Source organism: Enterobacter cloacae complex sp. I1M (assembly GCF_014982425.1).
GTDB classification, from domain to species: Bacteria; Pseudomonadota; Gammaproteobacteria; order Enterobacterales; family Enterobacteriaceae; genus Enterobacter; species Enterobacter intestinihominis.
The window spans coordinates 26,431-38,418 of record NZ_JADCLG010000003.1; the positions used below are offsets into that span (position 1 = coordinate 26,431).

The following is an 11,988-nucleotide window of genomic DNA, read 5'->3' on the forward strand; positions in this document are numbered from 1 at the left end:
CAGGCAATAAAAAACCAGCCATAAGCGGCTGGTTTTTTTGTGTAGTTTTGGTCGGCACGAGAGGATTTGAACCTCCGACCCCCGACACCCCATGACGGTGCGCTACCAGGCTGCGCTACGTGCCGACGCATAAAAGGAATACTACTCGATTCCTTTTTGATTGCAAGGGGGAAGCAACGCTAACTGATTCATAAATAATCAGTTAGCGATAAAGCGCTTCTCGTCTGTCAGCACCTGCAACAGCAAGCTGAGCTGCGGTTTCTGGTCTTTCAGCTTCTCACCTTCGAGGCTGTACGTCTGGTAATTGCCGTTGCTGTTCAGCACAAGGGACAGCGTCGGCGTGGTCACCACCAGCGTGTTTTCGCCAGCAGCCGTGACCCAGTTATGACGCCGCGTGGCGCTAAAGAGGTCTTGTCCCTGCGAGTATTCAATTGCCGGCGTGCTAACGTGCAGCAGCCGCTGCATTAACGTGGTCATGACGTCTTTATGGTCGGTCAGCATGTTGATGCGTTGCGCGGGAGTGCCCGGCCAGTGGATCACCAGCGGGACATGCAGGTTCGGACGCGACCAGTCCATGCCCTTCGCTTCGTCGCCGAGCGGCACGCCATGCCCCGCCGTGATAATGACGACCGTATTGTCCAGCTTGCCCGCGTCGCGCAGGGCGGTCAGCACGCGAGCGATCTGCGCATCGACATCACCCGCCGCACGGCTATAGCGGCGCGCGAAGCCTTTCTGATTGCTGTCATCAAGATTTGTGCCGTTAAACGCAACCCAGGAGAACCAGCGGTTATCTTCCTGTGCATAGCGCTTCAGCCAGTCTATCCACTGGTCAGCAGTCCGATCGTCAGACTGGCTCTGCGCGGCTGGCAGTGAGAAATCAGACAGCAGCGCCTGGCGGTACAGCGAGCTGTTGAAACCATCAGAGGCGAACAGCCCCAGCTGGTAGCCCTGCTGATTAAGCCCGGTAATCAATGCAGCCGGAATACGGGCCGACAGTACGCCGTCCATATAGCTCGGTGAAATGCCGTAGAACAGACCGAAAATACCCGCGTCGGTCGAATTACCGGAACTCATATGCTGAGTGAATACGATGTTGTTCTCAGCGAATTCAGCCAGGGCAGGCATCTGCTTCTCATAGCGAGAATAGTTCAGGCCATCGACGGTAATCAGCAGCACGTTCTGACCGCGCCCCATGTCGCGATATTTCAGATCGCTCAGGGGATACTGCACGCTGACCGCTTCCGGATTACCCTGTTCGACCAGACGACGCTGATATTCCTGCGCGTCCAGCAGACCGTGTTTTTCAAGGAAACGACGCGCCGTCATCGGATAGGAGAGCGGCAGATTCGCGCGCTGCATGGTAATAGGGCGGTAGAAGTTCGCATCTGCCCAGATATACATCAGGTGCGAACCGATAAATGAGGCGAAAAAGAGCGCCGCGACGGGCTTCGCATAATGTCGGCGTCGGGTCAGGCTGCGGAGCTTTTGCCAGCTCCACGTCGCGAACAACATTTCGATCAGCAGGATAATCGGCACGCTGATAAACATCAGCTGCCAGTCGCGGGCGGTCTCGTTCTGATCCGGGTTAATCACCAGCTCCCAGACGACAGGATTCAGGTGCAGGTGGAACCGGGTAAAAACTTCGCTGTCGATAAGCAACAGCGTCATGCCCGCCGTCGCAAGAATGGCGGACAGGAAGCGCATCAGCCGCTGCGACATGACGATAAACGTCAGTGGGAACAGGATCAGCAGATAGGTGGCGAAGACCAGAAAGCTAAAGTGACCAACAAGGCTCATCCACGAGTAGATACGCCCGGTTAACGTGGTTGGCCAGTCCGCCACAAACAGATAACGGCAGCCGAGCACCATCGCCAACAGAATGTTGAACAGGGCAAACCAGTGCCCCCAGCTGACCATCTGGGAGACTTTTTCACGGTAGCGCTGACGATTCGTCACCATAAACTGTTGTTCGTTTCCCTTAGTGTGCCTGGTCGTCGCTAACGGATGACTGCAAAGCCTGGGCGAAAGATTTGGCGATCGCCTGACGCTGAGCCGGAGCAACGCTGGTATTGATCAGGTTGGTAACCATATTTCCCAAAACCATCAGGGAGAGATCGGTTGGCGTTTTATGTTTTTCCAGTACGTTGACCAGCTCACTGAGCAGTTGTTCAACGTGTTCGTCACTGTAGCGGGAATGTTGTGGCATAAATCAAAATCAGTTTGTTGAGAGAAGGGCGACATATTACCGTAGCAACAGCTTTTTTTCCCCTTTTTTATCTTCTGTTGCACACATGCGTTGGTGGTGGTTGAATACCGCCCGGTCTAAAAGGAGAGTTTATCATGAGTCTGGAAATCAACCAGATTGCCTTGCACCAGCTTATCAAGCGTGATGAGCAAACCCTTGAAGTGGTGCTACGCGATTCGTTACTGGAACCAACGCCTACCGTTGTCGAGATGATGGCGGAGTTGCATCGCGTCTACAGCGCGAAAAATAAAGCCTATGGCTTGTTCAGCGAAGAGAGCGAGCTGGCGGATAGCCTGCGCCTGCAACGTCAGGGCGAAGAGGATTTCCTGGCATTCAGCCGCGCTGCAACCGGCCGTCTTCGTGACGAACTGGCGAAATATCCCTTCGCCGATGGCGGTATCGTCCTGTTCTGCCACTACCGCTATCTGGCGGTAGAGTATCTGCTGGTCACCGTGCTGAATAATTTAAGCAGCATGCGTGTGAACGAGCAGTTGGATATCAGCTCAACGCACTATCTGGATATCAACCATGCGGATATTGTGGCGCGTATTGATTTAACCGAATGGGAAACCAATCCGGAATCGACGCGCTACCTGACCTTCCTTAAAGGCCGCGTGGGCCGCAAAGTGGCCGATTTCTTTATGGACTTCCTCGGTGCCAGTGAAGGGCTGAACGCCAAAGCGCAGAACAAAGGTCTGCTCCAGGCGGTGGATGACTTTACCGCTGAGGCGCAGCTGGATAAATCTGAGCGTCAGACCGTGCGTCAGCAGGTTTACAGCTACTGTAACGAGCAGTTACAGGCCGGGGAAGAGATTGAGCTGGAGTCGCTGTCCAAAGAGCTGGCGGGCGTCAGCGAAGTCAGCTTCCAGGAATTTACCGCGGAAAAAGGCTATGAGCTGGAAGAGAGCTTCCCGGCGGATCGCAGTACGCTGCGTCAGCTGACGAAATTTGCCGGGAGCGGCGGTGGGTTAACCATTAACTTTGATGCCATGCTGCTCGGGGAACGTATCTTCTGGGATCCGGCGACCGACACGCTGACCATTAAAGGCACGCCGCCGAATCTGCGCGATCAGCTCCAGCGTCGCACCTCAGGCGGTAAGTAGCGGCCATAAAAAAACCCCGCAGAAGCGGGGTTTTTCTCGACAGGTTTGCGATTACGCGCGAACGAAGTCGATGTGAGACAGTTTTGGCTTGAACGGGTGACGCTGAACAGCCTGAACTTTCACTTTTTCTTCTTTACCGCCAACAACGATGGTCAGAACTTCGCTGTAGAATTCAGCTTTGTTCTGCATGTTCCACACTTTGTCGTGATCCAGTTCGATTGCAACTGGAGCAGCTTCGCCACCGTAAACGATAGCCGGGAACTTGTTAGCGTTACGCAGGCGGCGGCTCGCACCCTTACCCTGCACGTTACGTACTTCTGCTTCGATAGTGAACATTGATTTCTCTCTGTATTTAAAACCCTGCTACAGGCGACCCAGCAGCAGGTGAGTGTTCTGCCTCACGGATGTGAAGCGGGCGGCATTTTATACTCAAATGGCTCGCGCATCAACGAAAAGTCCCGTTAACCGCGCAATTCGTTTGCCCGGCGAAAGCGTCCTTCATAGTCAAAGACCTTCTCACGCACCTGCCAGAACTGCCCTTTTTTACGGGCGACAACAAAATCAGGATGGCGCAGCAGCGCCTGCTGGCGCACGATATCGGCAACGGTTATCCAGCGCAGCGGCACGCCGGGCGTGCGGGTATGCGGGCGGATAAAGAGCTGTTCGAACGCGGTGCGCTGGGCGGGCGTCTGGACCCTGAACCGCTCGCTGACGTCTGCGCCGTCCTCGTCGTAATAGGTAATCTTTAGCCACTCGCCTTTTTCATCCGCACCGGGCTGTAAGACCATGCCGGAACAGCGCAGCACCAGCGCATCTTTCAGTTTCAGCGCCGCTTTCAGCATGTCATCCGGGTCGACCAACACCGTGTCACACTCCCGACAGCGGCGGGCAGCGATATCGTTCTCGGCGTTGCACTGCGGGCAGTTTTTGAAGCGGAAGCGGAAATCACACTGTTCGCGATGGCCTTCATCGTCTTCAAACCAGCCCTGACAGCGGCGGCCAAAATGTTCGATCAGCGTGCCGTCGGCGGTAGTTTTGCCCCAGAAAGTGTTGGCAAACCCGCAGGCCGGACAAAACACCTGTACCGGCACGTTGTCGCTCTTGCCTTTTGGCGTGCCCACTTCCGGGGAGTAGAGATCGTGCGGATTACCGGCATAATCGAGGATCAGACAGTCGGTTTTGCCCGGTGCCAGGCGCAGGCCACGGCCGACAATCTGCTGGTACAGGCTGACGGATTCGGTCGGGCGAAGAATCGCAATCAGGTCAACGTGCGGTGCGTCAAACCCGGTGGTTAATACGGAGACATTCACCAGGTAGCGGAACTGCTGGGCTTTGAAAGCCTCAATCAGGCTGTCGCGCTCCGGCCCGGGGGTTTCACCGGTAATTAACGCCGCGTCGTTGGTGGGCAGAAGCCCCGTGATTTCACGCGCGTGTTCGACGGTAGCAGCAAAAATCATCACCCCTTTGCGCGTTTGCGCAAACTCTTCAATCTGGCTGATGATATGCGGCGTGATCCGCTTCTGTTTTTTCAGCTCATGGTTAAGATCCGCCTCGCTGAACAGCCCGTTGCTCTGCGCCTGTAAGCGGCTGAAATCGTACTGCACGACCGGCATATCCAGCCGCTCCGGTGGCGTCAGATAGCCATGCTTGATCATGTAGCGCAGCGGAAGCTCATAGATACAGTCGCGGAACAGGGCCTTTTCATCGCCACGCACCATGCCGTGATAATGAAACTGATAAATCCAGCCCTTGCCCAGACGAAATGGCGTGGCGGTCAGGCCAAGCAGGCGTAAGTGAGGGTTCACCTCTCTCAGATGAGTGAGGATTTGCTGATACTGGCTGTCGTCGTCATCGCTGATGCGGTGACACTCATCGACAATCAGCAGGGAAAACTCGCTGCAAAACAGGTCCAGGTTGCGCGCAACGGACTGTACGCTGCCAAACACCACTTTCCCGTGGCTCTCTTTGCGCTTCAGCCCGGCGGCAAAAATATCGGCCTCCAGGCCGAGCGCGCAATATTTGGCGTGGTTTTGCGCCACCAGCTCTTTTACGTGCGCCAGCACCAGCACGCGCCCGCGAGCCAGGCGCGCCAGTTCGGCAATCACCAGGCTTTTACCGGCTCCGGTCGGGAGCACGATGGCGGCGGGTTCCCGGTGCTTGCGAAACCAGGCGAGGGTGGCATCAACGGCTTCTTGCTGATAGGGGCGTAGTGTGAACGTCATGGCTTCTCTATTCAGTTAACTCGCATATAGTATGCCACGAAACTTTTTCCCTTGAGTGGCGCAACCAGACCATTATACTGAACTGTTTCTGACTGCTTCTTTTTCGGACGCGTAGTCCGACTTCCAGCACCATTAAGGCTAAAAAGATTTCATGCGACTTGATAAGTTTATCGCTCAGCAACTCGGCGTAAGCCGCGCTATTGCCGGGCGTGAAATTCGCGCCAGCCGCGTAACCGTGGACGGCGACATTGTGAAAGACAGCGCTTTTAAACTCCAGCCTGACCACCAGGTGGAGTATGACGGCAACCCGCTGACCCAGCAGAATGGCCCGCGCTACTTCATGCTCAACAAACCGGAAGGTTACGTCTGTTCAACGGACGATCCGGATCACCCGACGGTGCTCTACTTCCTCGACGAACCTGTGGCGCACAAGCTGCATGCGGCAGGGCGACTGGATATTGATACCACCGGCCTGGTGCTGATGACCGATGACGGTCAGTGGTCGCACCGCATCACCTCCCCGCGCCATCACTGTGAGAAAACCTATCGGGTGACACTTGAGTCGCCGGTCTCGGATGACACGGCAGAGCAATTCGCGAAAGGCGTTCAGCTACATAATGAAAAAGATCTGACCAAACCGGCGGTGCTGGAAGTCATTACCCCAACGGACGTCCGTCTGACCATCAGTGAAGGCCGTTACCACCAGGTGAAACGGATGTTTGCCGCCGTGGGCAACCACGTTGTGGGGCTGCATCGTGAACGTATCGGCGCGATTGAACTCGATCCAGACCTGGCGCCAGGGGAATATCGCCCGCTGACGGAAGAAGAGATTGCCAGCGTCGGGCTGCTTTCACGCTAAATTCAGGAGAACCCTGTGACCACCAGGCCACACTCGTCGTTTAAAATCGTATTTATCCTTGGCCTGTTGGCCATGCTGATGCCGCTGTCTATCGATATGTATCTGCCCGCGCTGCCGGTGATTTCCGCGCAGTTTGGCGTACCGGCAGGCAGCGCACAGATGACGCTCAGTACCTACATTCTTGGTTTTGCGCTCGGCCAGCTCTTTTATGGCCCAATGGCAGACAGCCTGGGGCGCAAACCCGTTATTCTGGGCGGGACGTTGATATTTGCCGCGGCGGCGGTGGCCTGCGCGCTGGCGCAGAGTATCGATCAGCTGATCGTGATGCGTTTCTTCCATGGCCTGGCTGCGGCTGCGGCAAGCGTGGTGATTAACGCGCTGATGCGCGACATCTACCCGAAGGAAGAGTTCTCACGCATGATGTCGTTCGTCATGCTGGTCACAACCATTGCGCCGCTGGTCGCCCCCATGGTGGGCGGGGCGGTGCTGGTGTGGTTCAGCTGGCATGCGATTTTCTGGATCCTGGCGATTGCCGCGCTGCTGGCCTCGGTGATGATCTTCGTCTTTATCGATGAAACGCTGCCGGTCGAGCGCCGTCAGAAGTTTCACGTCCGCACCACGCTTGGCAACTTTGCCTCGCTGTTTCGCCATAAGCGCGTGCTGAGCTATATGCTTGCCAGCGGCTTTAGCTTTGCCGGGATGTTTTCGTTCCTGAGCGCGGGGCCGTTTGTGTACATCGAACTGAACCATGTGTCACCCCAGCACTTTGGTTACTACTTCGCGCTGAATATCGTGTTCCTGTTTGTGATGACCATTATCAACAGCCGCTTTGTCCGGCGGGTCGGGGCGCTGAATATGTTCCGCGCCGGGCTGTGGATCCAGTTCGTGATGGCTATCTGGCTGGTATTGAGCGCATTGTTGGGCGTAGGTTTTTGGGCGCTGGTGGTGGGCGTGGCGGCGTTTGTTGGCTGCGTCTCGATGGTCTCATCCAACGCGATGGCGGTGATCCTCGACGAATTCCCGCATATGGCGGGCACCGCCTCGTCGCTGGCAGGGACGTTCCGTTTCGGGATTGGCGCGATTGTCGGGGCGCTGCTCTCAATGGCGACGTTTAATACTGCCTGGCCGATGCTGTGGGCGATTGCCCTCTGCGCGACTTGCTCCATCCTCTTCTGTCTTTACGCCAGCCGGCCCCGTAAGACGGCGCATAAATGAGCACTTAAGGCCCGAAACGGGCCTTTTTGTTGACCCATATCAACCAACCCTCGGTTCGTTTACCCGGTGTTTGTTTCTTTTATGTAAAATCTATTTATGTAAAAAGTCACATCATTGTATTTAAAAAGGTTGAGTTAGATCGCAGAAACGGGTACATATAGCGCCGACGCGAGCCTGCAACGCCTATAAAATCCGCTAAACAGTGCAGGTTGGCGATGATGTGTTACTATAAATGTAAATAAATTGTGAAGTAAATTTGCTTCCGGGGATCTGAACGTGAATACATTACAACTCTCCATTGTCCATCGCTTGCCCCAGAGCTATCGCTGGTCGACGGGTTTTGCAGGTTCGAAAGTTGAACCGATTCCGCAAAGCGTTGCCGGGGAGGATAATTGTCTGGTGGCGCTCAAGCTGCTTAGCCCGAGCGATGAAAATGCGTGGCCGGTTATGGAACGTCTCAGCCAGGCGCTGACGGACATCGAAGTAGACAGCTCCGTGCTGGAATGCGAAGGTGAGCCGTGCCTGTTTGTTAACAGCCAGGATGAATTTGCTGCGACCTGCCGTCTGAAAAACTTCGGCGTGGCGATTGCCGAACCGTTCTCCGGTCAATATCCTTTCTGAGTGCTAGTCAGCGGACAATAGCTGGCGCGTGTAATCCTGCGCAGGCGCAGTGAATACGCGCTGGCACTCTCCCTGCTCAACGACTTCTCCCTGCCGCAATACCACCACCTGATGGCAAAGCGCACGCACCACCTGTAAATCGTGGCTGATAAAAATATAGGCCAGCCGATGCTTTTCCTGTAGCCCCTTCAGCAGCGCCAGAATTTGCGCCTGCACGGTGCGGTCCAGTGAAGAGGTAGGCTCGTCCAGCACGATCAGCTCCGGTTTCAGGATCAACGCGCGGGCAATCGCTATACGCTGGCGCTGTCCGCCGGAAAACTCAGCCGGATACCGGTGCCGGGTCTCGGGATCTAAACCCACTTCCGCCATCACCCGCTTCACGTCGATTTCACGCTGTTGTGCCGTCAGCGCGGGCTGATGAACGCGCAGGCCCTCTTCAATAATCTGCAATACGCTCAGCCGCGGGTTCAGCGAAGAGTTCGGATCCTGAAAGACCACCTGCATCCGCGGGCGGACGGGCAGCATTTGGCGGCGGCTCAGGTTTTGCAGCGGCATGCCGTCAAAGAGAATGCTTCCCTGCGAGGCGATCAGGCGCAGCAGCGCCAGGCCGGTGGTGCTTTTGCCCGAACCGGATTCGCCCACAAGCCCGAGCGACTCGCCCGGACGCAGAGAGAAGCTCATGTTTTTCAGAACATGATTGTGATCGACCACGCGACGCAAAATGCCTTTGCGGATCGGGAATGACACCGACAGGTCCTCAACCTTCAGCAACGGTGCGCTGTCAGCGTTAAGCGGAACCGGGTCGCCAGAGGGTTCGCTATCGAGCAGGCGCTGTGTATACGGGTGCTGAGGCGCGCTCAGCAGGGCAGTTGCCCTGTTCTGTTCGACGCAGCGGCCATTTTGCATCACGGCCACCGCGTCAGCGAGCTTTTTCACGATGCCCAGGTTATGCGTAATAAACAGCAGGCTCATGTTCAGCTCGTCGCGCAGTTCGCGCAGCAGTTGCAGAATTTGCGCCTGCACCGTGACGTCCAGCGCGGTGGTGGGTTCATCCGCAATCAACAGTTCGGGGCGCGTCAGCAGCGCCATCGCGATCATCACGCGCTGGCGCTCGCCGCCGGAAAGCTGATGCGGGAAATCGTTCAGCCGTTTCGCCGCATTACGAATGCCGGTGCGTTCAAGGCAGTCCAGAATTTCCCCCCGCGCTGCCTCTTTACGCATTCCCCGATGAAGTGACAGCACTTCATAGAGCTGTTTTTCCAGCGTATGCAATGGATTGAGCGACACCATCGGCTCCTGAAAAATCATGGCAATCTTATTGCCACGAATGCCGCGCAGGGTTTGCTCATCAGCGTTCAGCAGGGATTGTCCATGGAACAGAATATCCCCGTGCGGATAGCTGACCGGCGGGGAAGGGAGCAGGCGCAGCACCGACAGAGCCGAAACGCTCTTACCGGAGCCGGATTCCCCGACCAGCGCCAGCGTCTCTCCGCGCTGGATCTGCAACGATAAATCCGTCACCACCGGGCGAGATTCGCCCTGCTTTGAAAACGCAATCGACAGATTTTCTATGCTCAGAAGAGGCCGGGTCATGTCATACCGCCTTGTTGGGATCGAAGGCATCGCGCACGGCTTCGCCAATAAAAATCAGCAGGGAAAGCAGCACCGCCACGGAGAGGAATGCGGCGATGCCCAGCCAGGGGGCCTGTAGGTTGTTTTTGCCCTGCAACAGCAGTTCGCCAAGAGACGGTGAGCCCAGCGGCAAACCGAAACCAAGAAAATCAAGCGACGTCAGGGTGGTAATGGAGCTACACAAAATAAACGGCAGGAAGGTGAGGGTCGCCACCACCGCATTGGGAAGCATGTGACGGAAGATAATTGCGCGATCGCTCACGCCTAATGCCTGCGCGGCGCGAATATAATCGTAATTTCGCGTGCGCAGAAACTCCGCGCGCACCACGCCGACCAGTGCCATCCAGCCGAACAGGACGGTGATGCCTAACAGCCACCAGAAGCCAGGCTGTACTACGCTGGACAGCAGGATAATCAGAAACAGCGTCGGCATACCGGACCAGACTTCAATTACGCGCTGCCCCCACAAATCGATTTTTCCACCGTAATAGCCCTGCATGGCGCCCGCCACGACGCCCATCACGCTGCTAAAGAGCGTCAGAAGCAGCCCAAACAGGAGCGAGATGCGGGTGCCATAGAGGATGCGCGCCAGCACATCGCCGCCGTTGGCGTCCGTTCCCAGCCAGTTCTGCGAGGAAGGCGGGGAAGGGAAGGGGGTGGACGTGGCGTAGTTAATACTGTTCGCGCCAAAGCGAATCGGTGCCCAAAGCGCCCAGCCGTGCTGCGCGATCTGTTCACGTAACCAGGGATCCTGATACTCGGCTGGCGTCGCAAACGGACCGCCAAAATCGCTTTCGCTATAGGTAGTAAGCACCGGCACGTACCAGCGATCTTTGAAATGCACCAGCAGGGGTTTATCGTTGGCAATCAGTTCGGAACACAGACTTAAGGCAAACAGGACGGCGAAGATCCACAGCGACCAGTAGCCGCGACGGTTGTGGCGAAAGCGCGCCCAGCGGGCCTGATTGACGGGGCTTAAACGCGACATTAGCGGCCCTCAAAATCGATACGGGGATCGACCAGCGTATAGCTGATATCGCTGATGATATTCAGCAGCAGGCCGATCAGGGTGAAAATGTACAGTGTGCCAAACATCACCGGGTAATCACGGGAGACGGTGGCCTCATAGCCGAGCAGCCCTAAACCGTTGAGAGAGAACATCACTTCTATCAGCAGAGAGCCGGTAAAAAACATACTGATGAACGTGGCGGGAAAACCGGCAATCACCAGCAGCATGGCGTTACGAAAAACGTGCTTCCACATAATCTGCTTTTCACCGACGCCTTTGGCGCGCGCGGTGACGACGTACTGTTTGCGGATCTCATCAAGAAAGGCATTTTTGGTCAGCATCGTAAGCGCCGCAAAACCGCCGATAACCGTCGCCAGCACCGGAAGCGTGATGTGCCAGAAGTAATCGGTGATTTTCTGATACCACGGCAACGTGCTGAAATCCGCAGAGACCAGCCCGCGCAGCGGGAAGAGGTCGAAATAACTGCCGCCAGCGAAAAAGACAATCAGCAGCACGGCAAACAGAAACGCCGGGATAGCGTAGCCGATGATAATGAACGTGCTGCTCCAGATATCAAAACGGCTACCGTTGTAGACCGCTTTGCGGATCCCCAGCGGAATGGAGACCAGATAAATAATCAGCGTCCCCCACAGTCCGAGCGTGATGGAAACCGGAAGGCTTTGCTTGATCAGGGTTAGCACCGAGGCGCTGCGAAACAGGCTGTCGCCAAAATCGAAACGGACATAATCCCAGAGCATCCTGAAATATCGCTCGTGCAGCGGCTTGTCAAAACCATAGCGATGGGTGATCTCGGCGATCACCTCCGGATCCAGTCCCCGACCGCCCCGGTAGTGGCTTTCGCTGATATTGCCCACGCCCGTCCGGGCATGGCTGGCCCCCATTCCTTCACCGCCGCCGCCCGGCATGCCGCCAGCGTGACCAAATTCTATGGCCGCAATCGCCTGGTCCACCGGGCCGCCGGGGGCAATCTGCACGATAAAAAAGTTAATGGTAATGATGGCCCATAGCGTCGGGATAACCAGCAGCAGCCTGCGGATAAGATAAGCGCCCATCGTCACTCC

11 protein-coding genes and 1 tRNA gene are annotated in these 11,988 nt (G+C 56.3%); 4 read left to right on the plus strand and 8 right to left on the minus strand.

Going from position 1 to position 11,988, the window contains the following annotated elements; genetic code table 11:
* Positions 1-48: 48 nt before the first annotated feature.
* From INF86_RS01005 to INF86_RS01015, 3 genes are all read right to left on the minus strand, one after another.
* Positions 49-125, minus strand: a tRNA-Pro gene (locus INF86_RS01005).
* 73 nt (positions 126-198) lie between these two features.
* Positions 199-1,959, minus strand: a complete 1,761-nt coding sequence (yejM, locus tag INF86_RS01010) for an LPS biosynthesis-modulating metalloenzyme YejM (protein ID WP_022648735.1) — start codon at positions 1,957-1,959, stop codon at positions 199-201.
* 19 nt (positions 1,960-1,978) lie between these two features.
* A complete protein-coding gene (locus INF86_RS01015; protein ID WP_001135586.1) occupies positions 1,979-2,206 on the minus strand; it encodes a YejL family protein in 228 nt (75 codons plus the stop codon).
* Between the two features lie 134 nt (positions 2,207-2,340).
* Between INF86_RS01015 and yejK the strand changes: the two genes are divergently transcribed.
* On the plus strand, positions 2,341-3,348 hold the full coding sequence (gene yejK, locus INF86_RS01020) for a nucleoid-associated protein YejK (RefSeq protein ID WP_017693031.1): 1,008 nt from the start codon (positions 2,341-2,343) through the stop codon (positions 3,346-3,348).
* Positions 3,349-3,399: 51 nt separating this feature from the next.
* On the opposite strand, the gene rplY is transcribed toward yejK, so the two are convergent.
* Positions 3,400-3,684, minus strand: a complete 285-nt coding sequence (gene rplY, locus INF86_RS01025) for a 50S ribosomal protein L25 (RefSeq protein WP_022648733.1) — start codon at positions 3,682-3,684, stop codon at positions 3,400-3,402.
* A gap of 125 nt (positions 3,685-3,809) precedes the next feature.
* The gene (locus INF86_RS01030; RefSeq protein ID WP_063148495.1) at positions 3,810-5,570 is read right to left on the minus strand and encodes a DEAD/DEAH box helicase; all 1,761 of its coding nucleotides are present in this window, start codon (positions 5,568-5,570) and stop codon (positions 3,810-3,812) included.
* A gap of 151 nt (positions 5,571-5,721) precedes the next feature.
* Between INF86_RS01030 and rsuA the strand changes: the two genes are divergently transcribed.
* The 3 genes from rsuA (at position 5,722) to INF86_RS01045 (ending at position 8,265) form a co-directional block, all read left to right on the plus strand.
* Positions 5,722-6,429 (plus strand): 16S rRNA pseudouridine(516) synthase RsuA, encoded by a 708-nt coding sequence (gene rsuA / locus INF86_RS01035; RefSeq protein ID WP_022648731.1) that lies wholly within the window; start codon positions 5,722-5,724, stop codon positions 6,427-6,429.
* 15 nt (positions 6,430-6,444) lie between these two features.
* Positions 6,445-7,644, plus strand: a complete 1,200-nt coding sequence (locus tag INF86_RS01040; RefSeq protein ID WP_193543142.1) for a Bcr/CflA family multidrug efflux MFS transporter — start codon at positions 6,445-6,447, stop codon at positions 7,642-7,644.
* A 276-nt stretch (positions 7,645-7,920) separates the two neighbouring features.
* Positions 7,921-8,265: a YejG family protein gene (locus INF86_RS01045; protein WP_003859372.1), complete on the plus strand. Its 345-nt coding sequence runs from the start codon at positions 7,921-7,923 to the stop codon at positions 8,263-8,265.
* A gap of 3 nt (positions 8,266-8,268) precedes the next feature.
* Here the strand turns inward: INF86_RS01045 and yejF are convergent, their stop codons facing one another.
* From yejF to INF86_RS01060, 3 genes are read right to left on the minus strand one after another with little or no spacing between them, the layout of a single operon-like run.
* A complete protein-coding gene (gene yejF / locus INF86_RS01050) occupies positions 8,269-9,858 on the minus strand; it encodes a microcin C ABC transporter ATP-binding protein YejF (RefSeq protein WP_063147703.1) in 1,590 nt (529 codons plus the stop codon).
* 1 nt (position 9,859) lies between these two features.
* Complete coding sequence (locus tag INF86_RS01055) at positions 9,860-10,885, minus strand: microcin C ABC transporter permease (protein WP_023330165.1); 1,026 nt, start codon at positions 10,883-10,885, stop codon at positions 9,860-9,862.
* A complete protein-coding gene (locus INF86_RS01060) occupies positions 10,885-11,979 on the minus strand; it encodes a microcin C ABC transporter permease YejB (protein ID WP_003859369.1) in 1,095 nt (364 codons plus the stop codon). Before INF86_RS01060 ends, INF86_RS01055 begins: the two co-directional genes overlap by 1 nt.
* Positions 11,980-11,988: the final 9 nt, after the last annotated feature.